The following is a 16,248-nucleotide window of genomic DNA, read 5'->3' on the forward strand; positions in this document are numbered from 1 at the left end:
CGGGGAAGGCCGGGGCGACGTGTTCATTTTCCGAATTCGAGCTGGACCGGCGCGGATGCCGGCAGATCGATGCGGACCGGCGCGGTTTCGATGTCGCCGTCGCCGCGGGTGGCCGAACCGGAACGCGAAATGCGCGCCAGCACTTCCACCGACTTGAGCGAGGACAGGCGTGCCGTCGGCATCGGGCTGTCGCGATCGTCGAGGCTGACGTCGAGCGGCAGTTCGGCGAGCGTGTGTTTCTCGACCGCGACCGGCATCGGCGGTCCACCGACCTGGCGCGCGATGACGAACACCGGTGTGGATGGATCGAGTTTCGCCACATCCACGCCGCTGCCCAGCTTCACTCGGACGTGCAGTCCGTTGGCGGTCTGCGCAACCGCCGGTTGCGGACGCGGCGGAAGTTTCGCGGCTGCACGCGCAACATCGATCTGCGCACCGAGCACGGCCGCAGCCTTGGCGTCGACCAGCGGCAGCAATGATTCCCAGGTGGCGATGGCGTCGGCGTCGCGACCGGCCTGGCGCAAGGCGATGCCCTTGAACCACAGGGCGCGCTGGTGGCGCGGATCGCGCTTGATCGCGGCATCGAGCCAGGCCAGGCCCTGCGTGTCGAAACGATGTTCCGGCGCGGCCATCGCGCGCGCTTCGGCGGCGGCGACCAGCACGTCGGGATCGTTTGGGCTCAGGGTCGCGGCGCGGCCGGCGGCGTCGGCAGCTTTTTCATGATTGCCTTGTTTCGCGTAGATCTGGGCGAGCACGCGCCAGCCATCGGCATTGGCGGGATCCAGTGCGAGGCGCGCCTGCAGTTGCGAAGCGGCTTCGTCGAGGGTGGCAGGCGCACGACGCATCGCCGGATCGAGCGCTAGCGGCGTGCCGAGCAACCAGTAGAGGGCGAGCGCGATGAACACACCCGAGCCGGCGAGCGCGATCACCAGCGGGCGCGACTGCTTCCACAACGGGCGCAGCACGAAGACAAGGACCAGCAACGATCCGACGATCGCGACGGGCAGGAACGACGTCATCGCCACCATTCCTCCTGGTCGTTGTCCAGCGGCGGCAACGCGCGTGCCTTCGCGGCGTTGCGCGCGACGATCCGCCACACGCCGATCCCCGCGCCAAGCACCAGCACTGCCGGGCCGAACCACAGCAACCAGGTGCTGCGTTCCATCCGTGGCCGGTACAGCACGAATTCGCCGTAGCGCTGCACCAGGAACTGCTTGATCTCGGCGTCCGATTTGCCATCGTGCATCAGTCCGAGCACTTCGCGGCGCAGGTCGCGCGCGACCATCGCGTTGGAATCGGCCAGCGACTGGTTCTGGCACATCACGCAGCGCAGCTCGCTTGTGAGTGCATGGAAGCGCTGCTCTTCGGCAACGTTGCGGAATGTCGGCGGCACATCCGGCGCTTCCGACTGCGCGTGGATCACGCCGGCGAACAGCAGGACGAGCAACATGATTGGCGCGGGCAACCAACCACGCATCAGCGCGCCGCCTCGGCCAGCGCCAGGGCGGGTTCGAGTTCGTTGTGGATGATCTGTGGCGTCAACGGGCCGACATGCTTCCAGCGCACGTTGCCCTTGGCATCGATCAGATAGGTTTCCGGTGCGCCATAGACGCCAAGATCGATCGCGGTCTTGCCTTCGGGGTCGCTCAGCACCAGCCAGAACGGATTGCCGAGTTGTTCCAGCCAGCGCTTGGCATCGGCGGGATCGTCCTTCCAGTTGTAGCCAATCACGCGCACGCGCTTGGTTTCGGCGAAGGCGCTCAACGTCGGATGCTCCTCGCGACAGGCGACGCACCAGCTCCCCCAGACATTGAGCACGAATGGCGCGCCCTTGAGGTCCTTGAGGCGAACGACATGCCCGGGGTCGAAGAGATCACGCAGTGCGAAGTCCGGTGCGGCCTTGCCGATCAGCGGCGAGGGCAGGGCATCGCGATCGGCGCGACGGCTCATCCACACGCCGGCGGCGAGCAGCACGGCGAGAACGGCGAAGACGATCAGCGGCAACCAGCGACGGGTGTTCATGCGGAATCCTCCTTGCGGCGGAAGCGACGATCTGTGGCGGCGACGAAGGCGCCCAGTGCCATCAACAATGCGCCCGACCAGATGAAGCGCACCATCGGCTTGCTGTGCACGCGCACGGCCCAGCTGCCGCCGCCCAGCGGTTCACCGAGCGCGACGTAGCGGTCGCGGAACAGGCCGCCGTGGATCGCGGCTTCGGTCATGACCTGGCCGCCGCTGGCGTAATGGCGCTTTTCGGGGTGGAGCGTGGCGACGATGCGACCATCGCGTAGCACGGTGATCGTGCCGGTATTGGCCTGGTAGTTCGGGCCGTCGTGGTCGTCGACGCCGTCGAAGCGGTATTGCTCGCCGTGCAACTGCAACGATTGCCCCGGCGACAACGCGACTTCGCGTTGTTCGACCAATGCATCGGCCAGCATCGCGCCGGAGACGAATACCGCGATGCCGAGATGCGCCAGCGTCATTCCGAACATTTCTGCAGTGAAGCGGCTGCCGTTCGCCTTGAAGCGCGACCACACGAAACGCAGCGTGCCGGCGAACAGCCACACTGCTGCAAGAACGCCGAGCGTGGTACGCAGCTTGCCTTGCGGCGCCAACCACCAGGCGGCGCCCGCGGCGATCACTGCCAGCACCGCCCACGGCAGCAGCATCGCGACGATGCGGTTCGGCTGCTCCTGTTGCCAGCGCGTCAACGGTCCGAACGGCAACAACAACACCAGCGGCGCCATCAGCAGCACGAACAGCAGCGAGAAGTAGGGCGGACCGACGGAAATCTTGCCGAGGTTCAACGCGTCGGCCAGCATCGGATAGAGCGTGCCGATCAACACCATCGCGCAGGCGGCGGCCAGCAGCAGGTTATTGGCAAGCAGCAGCGTCTCGCGCGAAGCGAAGGTGAACGGTTTGGCGTTGCTGGTGGTGTCGGGCGCGCGCAAGGCGTACAGCAGCAGCGATCCGCCGATCACCACGCCGAGATAGACAAGGATGAAGACGCCACGCGTCGGGTCGGCAGCGAAGGCGTGCACGCTGGTGATCGCGCCCGAACGCACCAGGAAGGTGCCGAGCAGCGACAGCGAGAACGCGGCGATCGCCAGCAGCAAGGTCCAGGCGGCGAAGCTGCCGCGCTTCTCGGTGACTGCCTGCGAATGCAACAACGCCGCACCAGCCAGCCACGGCATGAAGCTGGCGTTCTCGACCGGATCCCAGAACCACCAGCCACCCCAGCCAAGTTCGTAATAGGCCCAGATGCTGCCGAGCGCGATGCCCAGCGTGAGGAAGCCCCAGGCGACATTGGTCCACGGCCGCGTCCAGCGCAGCCAGCGCGCGTCGACGTGGCGATCGAGCAACGCGGCGACCGCGAATGCGAACGGCACCGCGAATCCGACATAGCCGCAATAGAGCACCGGCGGATGGATGACCATGCCCGGATCCTGCAGCAGCGGATTGAGGTCGCGGCCTTCTTCCATCGCCGGCAGCAGGCGGGTGAACGGACTGCTGGTGAACACCAGCAAGGCGAGGAAACCGATCGACACCGCACCGAGCACGCCGAGCACGCGCGCGATCACCGGTTGCGGCAGGCGTCGCGAGAATGTCGCCACTGCGGCGGTCCATAGCGCAAGCACCAACAGCCACAGCAGCAGCGAGCCTTCGTGCGCGCCCCACACCGCGGTATAGCGATACACCAGCGGCAGCAGCGAATTGCTGTTGTCGACGACGTAGGAGAACGAGCGATCCTGGACCACGAAGGCCCAGGTCAGCACGGCGAAAGCAAATCCGACCAATGCCAGTTGCGCGTAGGCGGCGGGACGCGCCACCGCCATCCAGTCGCGATGGCCGCGTTGCGCGCCGAGCAGCGGCAGCACCGTCTGCACGCAGGCCACCACCAGCGCCAGCAGCAAGGCGTAGTGCCCGAGTTCGCCCAGCATCAGTTGTTGCCCGCCGGCGGCTGGCCGGGCACCGCGTGCTTGCGATGCGCTTCCGCCATCTTGTCGGCCACTTCCTTGGGCATGTAATTCTCGTCGTGCTTGGCCAGTACCTGGTCGGCGACGAACACGCCATCCTTCATCGAGCCGCTGGCGATCACCGCCTGTTTCTCGCGGAACAGGTCGGGGAGGATGCCGGTGTAGACCACGGGCAACCTGGCATCGCCGTCATCGACGTCGAAATGCGCTTCCATCGATCCCTGCGCACGCTTGAACGAACCGGCCGCGACCATCCCGCCGAGGCGGAAACGCGCATGGCCACCAGCATCACCCTTGAGGACGTCGGTCGGGGTGTAGAGATAGTTGACGTTGCGTTGCAATGCCAACGCGATCAGCGCGGCGGCGATCGCGGCGGCCAGCACCAGCAATCCGACGAAGATCAGGCGACGACGACGGACCTGGTTCACGAACGCGCCTCGCCCTTGCGTGCGGCTTCGCGGCGTGCGCGCAGTTTCGCTTCGCGGCGCGCACGGGCGATCTGCAGTTTCGGCGCCAGCCAATCCCACAGGATCGCCAGCACGAAGATCGCGTAGGCCGCGATGACGTAACCCTGGTAATTCATGCCGTCTCCGTGATCCAGGCCTTGCCGGCTTCGCGGCGCAGGTTGTCGGCGCGTGCCCGCGCCAGCAATGCGCCGACGAACCAGACATGGATGCCGACCACCATCAGCCACAGCGGCAGTTGCATGCTGGCGTCCATGTGCGAGGGGCCGGTCAACGAAATCGTGTTGCCCTGGTGCAGCGAGTTCCACCACGTCACCGAGAACTTGATGATCGGCAGCAACACCACGCCGACCACGGCGAGGAAGCCGGCGGCGCGCGCGGCCTGGCGACGATCCTCGATGGCGGCGTAAAGGCCGATCACGCCGAGATAAAGGAACAGCAGCAGGAGTTCCGTGGTCAGGCGCGGATCCCAGTCCCACCACGTGCCCCACATCGGCTTGCCCCAGATCGATCCGGTGGCCAGGGTGACCGCGGTATAGAGCGCGCCGATCGGAGCGCAGGCCATCGCCAGGATTTCCGCCAGCTTGATCCGCCATACCAGCGCGATCGCGGCGTAGATCGCCATGCCGAGATAGACGGCCATGCTCATCCACGCCATCGGCACGTGCACGTAGAGGATGCGGAAGGCGTCGCCTTGCTGGTAATCGGCGGGAACGCGGAACAGCGCCAGCCACAACGCGATCGCCATCGTCACCACGCCGACGCCGTGGCACCGCGGCGCCCAGCGCGCGGCGAAACGGTCGAAGTAGGGCGGTGAGCCGAGTTGGTGGAACCAGCGGACGAGAGGGTGCATGCAGCCCGAAAGTTTACCAGCGGCCCCCTGGAGCTGCTTGGTCGGGATCAACCTTCAGTGCAGCGTCAGCGTGCCCTGCATGCCCTTCAGGTGGCCCGGGAAAGTGCAGAAATAGGCGAAATGGCCGCTATGCAGCCTGGCGGTGTCGAAAGTGGCGCTGACGGTTTCGCCGCCGCCAGCCAGCTTGCTGCGCGCGACCACGCGCTTGTCGCTGGGTTCGACGTAGCTGCGGTAGGGGCCGGCGCCGATGCCGGCGCGTTCGACCGCGTTCACTTCCTCGACCTTGGACACCACCACGTTGTGGCCCATGATCCAGCGCGGCATCTGGCCGGTGTGTGCGAGCTTGATGGTGAATTTCGCGCAGGCGCTGGGGACGTCGATGTTGGCGGCGTCCCAGGATGGCGAATCGCCGGCGTGGAGCGTGAACGAGCAATCGCCGGCCGGCAGCAGGGGCTGCGCGGGCGCGACCTGTTCGACCGGTGTTTCCTTGGCGGCGAGCACGGCATCGGGCGTCGCTTCCGCGCCGGGTTTCGGCGGCGCTTCCGGGGTATTGGGGATTTCGACCGACGGCTTGGCGGACCCATTGCCCTGGGATTGCGCAGGCGGCGCCTGCCGCTGGCAGGCAGCCAGCACCAGGGAACAGACGATGACCCAAGTCTGTCGTTTCATGATGGATCGATTCCCCGTCGATATTTTCGTGATGCGCAAGTATGACGCAGGCGCCGGTGAAACCGCATCAACGCCAGCCGATGCGCAGCGCGATCGCCGTGACGACCGGCGCGACGACCAGCGACACCGCGAGCATCGCGGCGAGGATCAGCAATGCGCCGGAAGCGTCGAGCCCCTGCGCCGCGGCGACCATGCTGCCGGCGCCGAACACCAGCACCGGTACGTACAGCGGCAATGCGAGCAGGGCGAGCAGGGCGCCGGCGCGGCGGATGCCGATGGTGAGCGCGGCAACGACCGCGCCGATCAGGCTGAGCAGCGGCGTGCCCAGCAGCAGCGATCCCACCAGCATCGGCAGCTGCGCGTGCGGCAGGTGCAGGAGTTCGCCCAGCAACGGGCTGACGACGATGATCGGCAGCGCGGTCGTCATCCAGTGGGTGAACACGCGTACCGCGACCAGCATCGCCAATGGTTGTGGCGACAGCAGCCATTGCTCCAGCGATCCGTCCTCGGCATCCCCGCGGAACAATGCATCGAGCGCGAGCAGGCCGGAGAGCAATGCGGCCAGCCAGATCACCGCGGGCGCGGCCTGCGCCATCGCACCGGAATGGGTGTCGATGCCGAGCGCGAACAGCACCACCACCAGCAACGCGAACAACACCGGTTGCAGGGCGTCGCCGCGCTTGCGCCAGATCAGGCGCAGGTCGCGCAGCAGCATGGCGCGAATCGCCGTAACGATCACAATGCGCGCTCCATCAGCAACTGGCGCGTGCGCACCGGTGGCGCGGCATAGGCGCCATGCGTGGTGACCAACGCGGCGCCCCCATCGTCGAGGTGGGCGCGAATCAGCTGGTTCACCAGTTCGATGCCGTCGAGATCGAGATTGGCGTAGGGCTCGTCGAGCAGCCACAGCGGGGCAGGCGACAGCCACAGGCGCGCCAACGACAGTCGCTTCTTTTGTCCGGCGGAAAGATGTCGCGCCAACTGGTCGTCGTAACCGGCGAGTCCGACGCGGTCGAGCGCCGCTTCGACGCCGCGATCCCGGCGTTGCCCAAGCAGGCCGCAGGACACGTCGAGATTCTCCGCGGCGGTCAGGTCACCCTTGTGTCCGGGCAGGTGGCCGAGATACGCAAAGGCGGCGGCACGGCGGGCATGGTCGAGGTCGCCGCCATCCATCCGCAATTCGCCGCGATCGGCGGGCAACAGTCCGGCCAGCACGCGCAACAGGGTGGTCTTGCCGACGCCGTTGCCGCCTTGCACGAGCAATGCTTCGCCACGCGCGACGGTGAAGTCGAGGCCGGAGAAGATCGCTTCGTCGTTGCGGGAAAACCCCAGTCCGTGGACGGACAGCAACGCGGGTTCGGACGATTGAGTGGGCACGAAGGAGGCGGTGGCAGGCCGACCGCCGGCCCGCGGTCATTCTATCCAGTCGATCTGCGGATGCGGGAATTCCTCGGGGCCATACATGCGCAGGCGCACGGGTTCCCCGCGTCGCCATAGCAGGATGCCGCGCTGGCGGAAGCGACGCGCCCATTCGTCCAGCAGTGCGGGAGGCGCATTGCCGACCAGCCAACCGGCTTCCCACCACTGGCCATCGGGCGAGGACGAATTCATCGGCCAGCGCAAGTAGCCGTGATGGTCGATGGCGGCGCGCAATTCGCGGTCGGCGCGCTGGTTGTAGGCATCGGGCTGCAATTCCGAGGCGGGGTTGCAGGCGGTGATGTAGGCGAAGCTGTCGGCGCGTCCAAGCAGGACTTCGAGCCGGGCAGCGGGGTGGCCCACCGCGATTTCGATGGCTTCGCCTTCGAGATCGACGAAATAGGCTGCCAGCCGATAGGCTTCGGCGAGGCCATCTGCCGTGGTGGGTCGCGTCAATGCGGTCACGCTTTCACCTTAGCAGCTTGCGTACACTCGTACATCGTCCTTGAGGGCAATCCCTGCAATGCAACCGGTTACAAAACTGCCGAAGGTCGGCACCACCATCTTCACCGTCATGTCGCAGCTGGCGGCCCAGCACGGCGCGGTCAACCTCGGCCAGGGATTCCCCGATTTCCCGGTTCCGGAGCGCCTGGTGGAAGCACTCGACCGGGCGATGCGCGCCGGCCACAACCAGTACGCGATGATGACCGGCATTCCGGCGCTGCGGCAGGCGATCGCCGACAAGACCATGGATTGCTACGGCTGGCGTCCCGACGTCGACGCCGAAATCACCGTGACCAGCGGTGCCAGCGAAGCCATCTTCGACGCCATCCACGCGGTGGTGCGTGCCGGCGAGGAAGTGATCGTCCTCGATCCCTGCTATGACTGCTACGAACCGGCGATCGATCTTGCCGGCGCCCGCGCGGTGCACGTCGCGCTCGATCCGGTGACGTTCGCGCCCGACTGGGACAAGGTGCGCGCGGCGATCACGTCGAAGACGCGGATGCTGATGATCAACAGCCCGCACAATCCCTCGGGCGCGATGTTCAGCGCCGCCGACATGCAGGCCGTCATCGACCTGCTGCGCGGCACCGACATCTACCTGCTGTCGGACGAGGTGTACGAACACATCGTCTTCGACGGCGCGCGCCATGAATCGGCGCTGCTGTATCCGGAGCTGCGCGAGCGCACGTTCGTCGTTTCGAGCTTCGGCAAGACCTACCACTGCACCGGCTGGAAGGTCGGCTATTGCATCGCGCCGCCGGCCTTGAGCGTGGAGTTCCGCAAGGTCCACCAGTACAACACCTTCTGCACCTTCACCCCGGCGCAGTTCGCCTTCGCCGAAATGATCGCCGCCGATCCCGATCATTACCGCCAGCTGGGCGCGTTCTACCAGGCCAAGCGCGATCGCTTCCGCGCGCAGCTCGAAGGCACGAAACTCAAGCCGCTGCCGGTTCCGGGGGGTTATTTCCAGCTGGTCGACTATTCCGCCGTCAGCGACCTCGACGACCTCGAATTCAGCCGCTGGCTGACCATCGAGCACGGCGTCACGGGTATCCCACTGTCCCCTTTTTATGCCCAACCGTCCGCAGGGCAGCGTTTGCTGCGTTTGTGCTTCGCCAAGAACGAAAATACGTTGAACCAAGCGATCGAACGGCTGTCCAAGTTGTAGCCACGAAACACGGGAGTTGGCCATGAAATTCGCACAGGTGACCGCATTCTTGTTCGCGCTGCTCGTGACCGGGTTGCTCGCGATCTGCGGCTGGCGCTCGGTGCAAGCCGGGCCTGCGCTCGCAGCCGCGGGCACGAAGCCGGTGACGGCAGCGAACCTGCAGGACATCTATTTCGGCATGGGTTGTTTCTGGGGCGCGGAAAAGCGCCTGTCGGCCGTGCCGGGCGTTGCCGAAGTCGAGGTCGGCTATGCCGGCGGCGATGCGCCGAAGGTGAACTACGAAGACGTGTTGCGCACCGAGCAGGACATCCGCAACGGCACCAGCCACGCGAAGAACCACGCGGAGATCGTCCGCGTGCGCTACGACCCCAAGAAGCTCGACCTGGCGACGCTGTTCGCGGCGTTCTGGGAAAACCATGATCCGACCCAGGTCGGCGGGCAGGGCAACGACATCGGCAGCAACTACCGCAGCGCGATCTATTACACGACGCCCGGGCAGAAGACCCTGGCCGAACAGACCCGCGACATCTACCAGCAGGATCTGACGCGCGAGGGTTACGGCCGCATCACCACCGAGATCCTGCCGCTGCGCAATTACAACCGCGCCGAGGAAAGCCACCAGGATTATCTGGTCAAGAACCCGGACGGTTATTGCGGGCATGGCGGCACCGGCGTGAAGTACGGGCTTGCGACAACCGGCAGCCAGTATCCGCAGCTTGATGGCGCGAGCTTGAACCGCGCACGCCAGCTGGTGGTCTACGAGGCCGAGGATTGCCCGTTCTGCGCGCGCTTCTCCGCTGAAGTGCTGAAGACGTGGAAGTCCGACGTGCCTTACGTGCAGACCAAGTCGCAGCAGGCGCCCAAGGGCTGGACGCTGGCGAAGCGTTTGTTCGCGACGCCGACCATCGTCCTGTTCAAGGATGGCAAGGAAGTCTCGCGTTACACCGGCTATACCGGCGAATCGCAGAAGTTCTGGCAATGGCTGGGCTTCAACCTGCTGACGCCGGAGCAGCAGCAGATCGCCTTCGACCGCGGTACCGAAATGCCCGGCACCGGACCCTACCTCGAAGAGCATCGCCCCGGCACCTATGTCGATCCGGTCAGTGGCGTGGCGTTGTTCCGCAGCGACGCCAAGTTCGACAGCGGTTGCGGCTGGCCGAGCTTCTTCGACCCGCAGCCGGGCGCGCTGGTGTTCGAGGAAGACGACAGCCATGGCATGCATCGCACCGAAGTGCGCAGCGCCAGTTCCGGCATCCACCTCGGCCATGTCTTCGATGACGGACCGCCGCCGACTGGCAAGCGCTATTGCATCAATGGCAAAGTGCTGAAGTTCGTTCCCGATCCGGTGAAGGGTTGATTGGATGGAGTTGGCGATGACGAAGCGCGACCTGCGCGTATCCCTGGTCCAGGGCGATACCCGCTGGCACGATCCGGCCGGCAATCGCGCGTACTACGCGGGGTTGATGGCGCCGATGCACGGCAACACCGACCTGATCGTGTTGCCGGAGACCTTTACCAGCGGCTTCTCCAATGACGCCATCGGCAATGCCGAAACCATGGACGGCCCGACCGTGGCCTGGATGCGCGAACAGGCGGCAAAGCTGGACGCGGCGATCTGCGGCAGCGTGCAACTGCGCGCCGCTGACGGCGTGTTCAACCGCATGCTGTTCGCGCGCCCCGACGGCAGCGTCGAGCATTACGACAAGCGCCACCTGTTCACCTATGCCGGAGAACACGAGCGCTATGCCGCCGGCCACGATCGCCTGGTCGTGGAATGGCGCGACTGGAAGATCTGCCCGCTGGTCTGCTACGACCTGCGTTTCCCGGTGTTCTCGCGCAATCGCCTCGACAAGGATGGCGCTCCGGAATACGACCTGCTGGTCTATGTCGCCAACTGGCCGTCGCCGCGCGCCTATGCCTGGAAGACGCTGCTTCGCGCCCGCGCGATCGAGAACGTCTGCTTCGTCGCTGGCGTCAACCGTTGCGGAACCGACGGCAACGGCCTGCATTATTCCGGCGACAGCGCCGTCCTCGATTTCCTCGGCCATCCTCTGAGCGAATGCGCGGCGGCCGAGCTGACCACGACGACCACGCTGCTGGCCGCCGATCTCGCCGACTGGCGGGCGAAATTCCCGGCGTTGCGTGACGGGGATCGCTTCAGCATCGACTGAACTGGGCTATCCTCGGGGCTCCCAGGAGAAGGAGCTCCTCTATGTACGGGACCATGGCTGCCCGCAAGCTGGTTCGCGGGATGGAAACACTGCCGGGCTTGCGGCAGGCCGGGGCGGCGCTGTACGAGCAGCGTTTCGCCCGCGCCGAAAACGCCAACCTGTTCCGCGGCGTCTATCGCGATTACGCATCCGCGCTGGCGTCGGCACCGGCGACCAAGCCACAGGGCTACGACCACGACGAACCGGCGGCGATGTACGACTGGCGACGCAAGATGCTGTCGCCGAGCGACTATCCGGCCTTGTTCTGGATGTCGCGATTGCTGGCGACGAACGAGCGCCACGTCTTCGATTTCGGCGGCCACGTCGGCCTGTTGTATTACGCGTTCTCGCGCCACATGCCGATGCCGCCCGATCTGCGCTGGACGGTCTGCGATGTCCCGGCGGTGTGCCGTCGCGGCGAAGCCTTGGCGGAGCAGAGCGGGGCCAGCGCGCTGCGCTTCACCGATCGTTTCGGCGATTGCAGGGGCCACGGCGTGCTGTTCGCCTCGGGATCGCTGCAATACCTGCAACCGTCACTGGCGGAGATGCTGATCGAAGCGGACGCGCGACCGCGCCATCTGCTGGTCAACCTGACGCCGATGCACGAACGTTTCGATTACTGGACGCTGCAGAACATCTCGACCGCGTTCTGTCCGTACCACATCGTCGTGCGCGAACGCTTCATCGGCGAACTGGTCGCGCTCGGCTATCGCGTCGTCGATCACTGGATCAATCCGGACAAGCACTGCCTGATCCCGTTCCACCCGGATCATTCGCTGTCGTCTTACGATGGAATGCTGCTGTCGCTGCCCGATTGAGTTCAGCCCCGGCCCCTCGCTGGGCTCGGGGCGTTCGGAATCGCCACGCGGCATGCCGCGTAAGCGGCGCTTCCTCACCCACGGGGCCCGCGATGGCCGCCGCCGCCCGGACGTCCACCACCACCGGGACGCGGGCCACGATTATTGCCGCCCGGACGCGCGCCTTGCGGACGTGGACCACCGGGGCGTGGGCCGCCGGGACGCGGACCGCGCGGACGGTCATAGGCGTTGCCGTGGCCGTGATCGAAACTCGGGGTTGCGTGATCCGACGGGAAACTCGGCGCATTGCCGGGATGCCCGTAGGGATGGCGCGGCTTGCCCTGGCCCGACGAAGCGCCATACGGGTTGCTATTGCTATTGAAGCCGCCGCCCTGTCCGGGCCCGCGCGACTGGCCTTGGCCGCCGCCGGGTCCGCGCGACTTCTGCCCGTAAGGCTTCTGGCCAAACGGCTTCTGCTGGCCGAACGGTTTCTTCGGACGGCGGTCATCGGCATTGCGATGGCCGGTCGGGCCGGTCTCGACGCCATCCGGCACGTACCAGGTTTTCATCGCCGCGGGATTGTCGCCGCCGCGCACTTCGCCCGGACGCATGCGCTGTCCCGGCTGGCGTTCCTGGCCCTTGATCTTGAAGCGCTTGTTGGCCTGGTTGGCGGCGGCATCGCCGGTGACGGTGAGTCCACCCGACTTGCGCGGCGCACCGCGACCGCGACGGTCTTCGCGGACGTGGTCGAAGCGGCGCAGTTCGCGACCTTCGTCGGCGGCGGCATGGCCGTTGACGTAGCCACCCTGCGAACGACGCTCGTTGAAATGCATCGCCGACTTCTTGCTGGCCTTGCGCTGGCCGATCACCGGCTGCAGTGTCAGTGCCGACGGCGGGCCGTCTTCAAGGCCCAGCGACTTGCGCAGCGCTTCCACCTGCGCGTCGGAGAGTTCCTGCGACTGGCCGCGCAGCAGCGGCTGGGGCAGGGTGACGTTGCCGTAGCGGATGCGCTTCAGGCGCGAGACCTGGCAGCCCTGCGATTCCCACAGGCGGCGCACTTCGCGATTGCGGCCTTCCTTCAGCAGCACCTTGAACCAGTCGTGCGAATCGGAACCGCCGACGCGCTCGATGTCGTCGAACTTGGCCGGGCCGTCTTCCAGCGCGACGCCGCGACGCAGGCGATCGACGATCTTTTCGTTCACGTCGTCTTCGCCTTCCGGCGGACGCACGCGGCAGACATATTCGCGTTCGACCTCGTGCGAGGGATGCATCATCGCGTTGGCCAGCTCGCCGTCGGTGGTGAGCAGCAGCAGGCCGGTGGTGTTGATGTCGAGGCGGCCGATCGCGATCCAGCGCGCGCCCTTCAGCGTCGGCAGCGCGTCGAAGATGGTCGGGCGGCCTTCGGGATCCTCGCGCGTGGTGACTTCGCCTTCCGGCTTGTTGTACATCAGCACGCGTGCCGGTTCGGTCAGCGCGGTCGCGACGAAGGTCTTGCCGTCGAGTTCGATCTTGTCGCCGCCGCTCACGCTCATGCCGACGGTGGCGGCTTCGCCGTTGATCTTCACCGCACCCGTGGCGATGCGCTGTTCCAGCGCGCGACGCGATCCCAGTCCGGCCTGCGCCAGCACTTTCTGCAGGCGTTCCTCCAGCTTCGGCGCGCTGGTGGCTTCGCGTTGTTTCAGCGAGAGAGGGGTGCGTTTTTCGTTGTTACTCATGATGTGCTCCAGTGCTGTCGCCGTCATCGGCGAGGGCGGGTTCTTCGTCGTGTTCGACGTTGTCTGTTTCAGGGGGAGATGAAGCTTCGGCTTCGTGCTGGTGTTCGGGATCGCCGGAAGCTTCGGCTTCGCCGTCCATCGCAATGTTTGCGGTGACCGGGGCGGTTTCGGGATCGAACTGCAATTGCGGTTCCAACTCGCCGAAGTCCTTCAGTTCGGACAGCGGCGGCAGTTCGTCGAGGCGCTTCAACCCGAAATAATCGAGGAAGCCCTTGGTGGTGCCGAGCAGTTCCGGACGTCCCGGAACATCGCGATGGCCGACCGAGCGGATCCATTCGCGTTCTTCCAGCGCCTTGATGATGTTGCTGTTGGTGGCGACACCGCGAATCTGCTCGATTTCGCCGCGGGTGATCGGCTGGCGATAGGCGATCAGTGCCAGCGTTTCCAGCGTGGCGCGGGTGTACTTGGTCTGGCGTTCGGCCCACAGGCGCGCCACCCACGGGTGGACATCGGCCTTGACCTGGTAGCGCCAGCCGCTGGCGACTTCCACCAGCTCCACGCCGCGCGATTCGCATTCGGCCTGCAGGGTTTCCAGCGCGGCCTGCACGCTGCCGTCGGGTGCGGGTTCGTCGAGCGGGAACAGCCCGTTGAGCTGCACCAGGGTGAGCGGTTGCGGCGCCGCCAGCAGGGCGGCCTCGACGATGCGATTGATCAGTGTCTGGTCCATGTGTCTCTGGTCATTCGGTCCCGGACGCGCCGGGACGTTGGATTCAATCTTCGGTAGAGCTGTCGAATTCGCTTTCGGGCACTTCCGCCGGGGCATCGGCGGTCGCCAGCGACTTGATGTAGATCGGCTGCAACGGCGCTTCCTGCACGATCTCGATCAACTGTTCCTTGGCCAGCGTCAGCATGCCGAGGAAGGTGACGACGATGCCGAGGCGTCCTTCTTCCGGCGTGAACAGCGACTCGAAGCGGTGGAAGGCGCCATCGTGCAGGCGGTCGAGCAGTTCGCCCATGCGCTGGCGCACGCTCAGGGCATCGCGCTTGATCGCGTGGTGGGTGTAGAGGTCGGCACGCTTCAGCACGTCGTGCAGGGCGAGCAACATCTCCTTCATTTCCACCGGCGGCGGCAGGCGCACCGCGGCGCGGTCCGGCACGTGCGCCGATGCGGTCGTGGTGTCGCGATCCTGGCGCGGCAGGGTGTCGAGATCCTCGGCGGCCTGCTTGTAGCGCTCGTATTCCTGCAGGCGGCGCACCAGGTCGGCGCGCGGATCGTCTTCCAGTCCTTCCTCGCTGGGCGGCCGTGGCAGCAGCATGCGCGACTTGATCTCGGCCAGGATCGCGGCCATCACCAGGTATTCGGCGGCCAGCTCGAAGCGCATCTCGTGCATGGCCTGGATGTAGTCGACGTACTGGCGGGTGATCTCCGCGACGGGGATGTCGAGGATGTCGAGGTTCTGGCGGCGGATCAGGTACAGCAGCAGGTCGAGCGGGCCTTCGAAGGCCTCGAGGATGACCTCGAGCGCATCCGGCGGGATGTACAGGTCTTGCGGGATCTGCAGCACCGGCTGGCCGAGCACCGTCGCCAGCGGCATTTCCTGCTGCCGCGGGGCACCGGGGTGTTCGGGACTTGTAGGCGCCTCGACGGCAGCGACCTGGTCAATCGGCTGTTCGGATTCAGTCATGCATACGGCGCGAGGCCGGCGATTCGTTCAACGGGATGCACGTCGCCACGACTGCCGGGGCGGTCGGGTCATGCGAATCGGATCGGAGGGCGGGAGCGAGCCCGGATTGCCGCGTGGGGGAACGGGCTGGGGCACGCTGGCCGCGTACGGGAACCAAGCGTAAGCGGCCACGGGCGGCTTGTCCAGTCGGGCCGTTCAGGAGGCCAGCGCCTCGCCTCGGCTGTCGTGGTAGCGGAATGTCATCCACAGGCCGACCGCGACCGCATAGCAGAGGTTGGGGATGTAGGCCTTGTCGAGCGTGGTGACGTGGGTGGTGACCGCGGTGAAGTTGGTATACGCCGCCTGCGACAGGGTGAAGGCGGCAACGATCAGCATGAAGCGCACGAACACCGGCTTGCGCATGTGCAGGGCCAGCACCGTGCCCTCGGACACGAGCACGCCGATCAGGAAAGGCGTCACCCCGCCGATCAGCACCAGGTTGAAGAGGCTGCCCTGGGCATGGGCCTTGAGCATCAGGTCGGCGAAGGTCACGCCGAGCGGCCGGCACAGCAGGAACAGCAGCAGGCCCGTCGCGAAGGCCATGCTGCGCACGTAGCGCTCATTGCCTTGCGCGGCGACGATGACCTTGGTCGAAATCCACAGTTGCCCGCTGATGGTCAGCAGGATCAACAGTTGCTCGAGGATATTGAAGGTGTCCCACTTCATGCCGGACGTTGTGTGATTGCCCTCACACAAGCATACACGGGCTTGCTGTCCGGTCGACTGCGTAGACTGTGGCCATCCAACCCTC

Annotated in this window: 18 protein-coding genes and 1 pseudogene; 4 read left to right on the top strand and 15 right to left on the bottom strand. The window is 66.0% G+C overall.

The window, feature by feature from the left end; all coding sequences use genetic code 11:
- Nucleotides 1-23: 23 nt before the first annotated feature.
- The 11 genes from ABE093_RS08610 to ABE093_RS08660 all read right to left on the bottom strand — a co-directional run bounded on the left by ABE093_RS08610 (nucleotide 24) and on the right by ABE093_RS08660 (nucleotide 7,844).
- The gene (locus tag ABE093_RS08610) at nucleotides 24-1,019 is read right to left on the bottom strand and encodes a tetratricopeptide repeat protein (protein WP_430760458.1); all 996 of its coding nucleotides are present in this window, start codon (nucleotides 1,017-1,019) and stop codon (nucleotides 24-26) included.
- Nucleotides 1,016-1,480: a cytochrome c-type biogenesis protein gene (locus ABE093_RS08615; RefSeq protein ID WP_430760637.1), complete on the bottom strand. Its 465-nt coding sequence runs from the start codon at nucleotides 1,478-1,480 to the stop codon at nucleotides 1,016-1,018. The genes ABE093_RS08610 and ABE093_RS08615 overlap by 4 nt, the downstream gene beginning before the upstream one ends.
- Nucleotides 1,477-2,022 carry a DsbE family thiol:disulfide interchange protein gene (locus tag ABE093_RS08620; RefSeq protein ID WP_430760459.1) on the bottom strand — a complete coding sequence of 182 codons (546 nt, stop codon included), beginning with the start codon at nucleotides 2,020-2,022 and terminating at the stop codon, nucleotides 1,477-1,479. Before ABE093_RS08620 ends, ABE093_RS08615 begins: the two co-directional genes overlap by 4 nt.
- Nucleotides 2,019-3,941, bottom strand: a complete 1,923-nt coding sequence (locus ABE093_RS08625; RefSeq protein WP_430760460.1) for a heme lyase CcmF/NrfE family subunit — start codon at nucleotides 3,939-3,941, stop codon at nucleotides 2,019-2,021. Before ABE093_RS08625 ends, ABE093_RS08620 begins: the two co-directional genes overlap by 4 nt.
- Nucleotides 3,941-4,405: a cytochrome c maturation protein CcmE gene (gene ccmE / locus ABE093_RS08630; protein WP_430760461.1), complete on the bottom strand. Its 465-nt coding sequence runs from the start codon at nucleotides 4,403-4,405 to the stop codon at nucleotides 3,941-3,943. Before ccmE ends, ABE093_RS08625 begins: the two co-directional genes overlap by 1 nt.
- Entirely contained in the window at nucleotides 4,402-4,560 is a 159-nt protein-coding gene (locus tag ABE093_RS08635) for a heme exporter protein CcmD (protein ID WP_430760462.1), read from the bottom strand. Before ABE093_RS08635 ends, ccmE begins: the two co-directional genes overlap by 4 nt.
- Nucleotides 4,557-5,294 carry a heme ABC transporter permease CcmC gene (ccmC, locus tag ABE093_RS08640; RefSeq protein ID WP_430760463.1) on the bottom strand — a complete coding sequence of 246 codons (738 nt, stop codon included), beginning with the start codon at nucleotides 5,292-5,294 and terminating at the stop codon, nucleotides 4,557-4,559. The genes ABE093_RS08635 and ccmC overlap by 4 nt, the downstream gene beginning before the upstream one ends.
- 54 nt (nucleotides 5,295-5,348) lie before the next feature.
- The gene (gene azu, locus ABE093_RS08645; RefSeq protein ID WP_430760464.1) at nucleotides 5,349-5,963 is read right to left on the bottom strand and encodes an azurin; all 615 of its coding nucleotides are present in this window, start codon (nucleotides 5,961-5,963) and stop codon (nucleotides 5,349-5,351) included.
- 67 nt (nucleotides 5,964-6,030) lie between these two features.
- Nucleotides 6,031-6,678 (bottom strand): heme exporter protein CcmB, encoded by a 648-nt coding sequence (ccmB, locus tag ABE093_RS08650; protein ID WP_430760465.1) that lies wholly within the window; start codon nucleotides 6,676-6,678, stop codon nucleotides 6,031-6,033.
- Between the two features lie 20 nt (nucleotides 6,679-6,698).
- Nucleotides 6,699-7,340, bottom strand: a complete 642-nt coding sequence (gene ccmA / locus ABE093_RS08655) for a heme ABC exporter ATP-binding protein CcmA (protein WP_430760466.1) — start codon at nucleotides 7,338-7,340, stop codon at nucleotides 6,699-6,701.
- Nucleotides 7,341-7,376: 36 nt separating this feature from the next.
- Nucleotides 7,377-7,844: a DUF3293 domain-containing protein gene (locus tag ABE093_RS08660; RefSeq protein ID WP_430760467.1), complete on the bottom strand. Its 468-nt coding sequence runs from the start codon at nucleotides 7,842-7,844 to the stop codon at nucleotides 7,377-7,379.
- Between the two features lie 58 nt (nucleotides 7,845-7,902).
- Here ABE093_RS08660 and ABE093_RS08665 point away from each other — a divergent pair, with 58 nt between their 5' ends.
- The 4 genes from ABE093_RS08665 to ABE093_RS08680 are packed head-to-tail and all read left to right on the top strand — an operon-like array spanning nucleotide 7,903 to nucleotide 12,079.
- Nucleotides 7,903-9,051 (top strand): pyridoxal phosphate-dependent aminotransferase, encoded by a 1,149-nt coding sequence (locus tag ABE093_RS08665; RefSeq protein WP_430760468.1) that lies wholly within the window; start codon nucleotides 7,903-7,905, stop codon nucleotides 9,049-9,051.
- A 22-nt stretch (nucleotides 9,052-9,073) separates the two neighbouring features.
- Entirely contained in the window at nucleotides 9,074-10,408 is a 1,335-nt protein-coding gene (gene msrA / locus ABE093_RS08670) for a peptide-methionine (S)-S-oxide reductase MsrA (protein ID WP_430760469.1), read from the top strand.
- A 16-nt stretch (nucleotides 10,409-10,424) separates the two neighbouring features.
- Entirely contained in the window at nucleotides 10,425-11,222 is a 798-nt protein-coding gene (locus ABE093_RS08675) for an amidohydrolase (protein ID WP_430760470.1), read from the top strand.
- Nucleotides 11,223-11,275: 53 nt separating this feature from the next.
- Complete coding sequence (locus ABE093_RS08680; RefSeq protein ID WP_430760471.1) at nucleotides 11,276-12,079, top strand: TIGR04325 family methyltransferase; 804 nt, start codon at nucleotides 11,276-11,278, stop codon at nucleotides 12,077-12,079.
- Between the two features lie 74 nt (nucleotides 12,080-12,153).
- Here the strand turns inward: ABE093_RS08680 and rluB are convergent, their stop codons facing one another.
- From rluB to ABE093_RS08700, 4 genes and pseudogenes are all read right to left on the bottom strand, one after another.
- A complete protein-coding gene (rluB, locus tag ABE093_RS08685) occupies nucleotides 12,154-13,773 on the bottom strand; it encodes a 23S rRNA pseudouridine(2605) synthase RluB (RefSeq protein WP_430760472.1) in 1,620 nt (539 codons plus the stop codon).
- Between the two features lie 135 nt (nucleotides 13,774-13,908).
- Nucleotides 13,909-14,500, bottom strand: a pseudogene (gene scpB / locus ABE093_RS08690) (SMC-Scp complex subunit ScpB); the annotation flags it as partial.
- A 43-nt stretch (nucleotides 14,501-14,543) separates the two neighbouring features.
- A complete protein-coding gene (locus tag ABE093_RS08695) occupies nucleotides 14,544-15,458 on the bottom strand; it encodes a segregation and condensation protein A (protein ID WP_430760473.1) in 915 nt (304 codons plus the stop codon).
- 195 nt (nucleotides 15,459-15,653) lie between these two features.
- Nucleotides 15,654-16,163, bottom strand: coding sequence for a hypothetical protein (locus ABE093_RS08700; RefSeq protein ID WP_430760474.1), 510 nt, complete (start codon nucleotides 16,161-16,163; stop codon nucleotides 15,654-15,656).
- Between the last annotated feature and the right edge of the window lie 85 nt (nucleotides 16,164-16,248).

Source organism: Solilutibacter silvestris (genome assembly GCF_050574925.1).
GTDB lineage: Bacteria > Pseudomonadota > Gammaproteobacteria > Xanthomonadales > Xanthomonadaceae > Solilutibacter > Solilutibacter silvestris_A.

Coding starts and splice junctions, on each gene's coding strand:
- ABE093_RS08680 (WP_430760471.1), top strand. CDS start 11,276: ATGGCTGCCCGCAAGCTGGTTCGCGGGATGGAAACACTGCCGGGCTTG.
- rluB (WP_430760472.1), bottom strand. CDS start 13,773: ATGAGTAACAACGAAAAACGCACCCCTCTCTCGCTGAAACAACGCGAA.
- ABE093_RS08695 (WP_430760473.1), bottom strand. CDS start 15,458: ATGACTGAATCCGAACAGCCGATTGACCAGGTCGCTGCCGTCGAGGCG.
- ABE093_RS08635 (WP_430760462.1), bottom strand. CDS start 4,560: ATGAATTACCAGGGTTACGTCATCGCGGCCTACGCGATCTTCGTGCTG.
- ABE093_RS08620 (WP_430760459.1), bottom strand. CDS start 2,022: ATGAACACCCGTCGCTGGTTGCCGCTGATCGTCTTCGCCGTTCTCGCC.
- ABE093_RS08625 (WP_430760460.1), bottom strand. CDS start 3,941: ATGCTGGGCGAACTCGGGCACTACGCCTTGCTGCTGGCGCTGGTGGTG.
- ccmC (WP_430760463.1), bottom strand. CDS start 5,294: ATGCACCCTCTCGTCCGCTGGTTCCACCAACTCGGCTCACCGCCCTAC.
- ABE093_RS08700 (WP_430760474.1), bottom strand. CDS start 16,163: ATGAAGTGGGACACCTTCAATATCCTCGAGCAACTGTTGATCCTGCTG.
- azu (WP_430760464.1), bottom strand. CDS start 5,963: ATGAAACGACAGACTTGGGTCATCGTCTGTTCCCTGGTGCTGGCTGCC.
- ABE093_RS08665 (WP_430760468.1), top strand. CDS start 7,903: ATGCAACCGGTTACAAAACTGCCGAAGGTCGGCACCACCATCTTCACC.
- msrA (WP_430760469.1), top strand. CDS start 9,074: ATGAAATTCGCACAGGTGACCGCATTCTTGTTCGCGCTGCTCGTGACC.
- ABE093_RS08675 (WP_430760470.1), top strand. CDS start 10,425: ATGACGAAGCGCGACCTGCGCGTATCCCTGGTCCAGGGCGATACCCGC.
- ccmB (WP_430760465.1), bottom strand. CDS start 6,678: ATGCTGCTGCGCGACCTGCGCCTGATCTGGCGCAAGCGCGGCGACGCC.
- ABE093_RS08610 (WP_430760458.1), bottom strand. CDS start 1,019: ATGACGTCGTTCCTGCCCGTCGCGATCGTCGGATCGTTGCTGGTCCTT.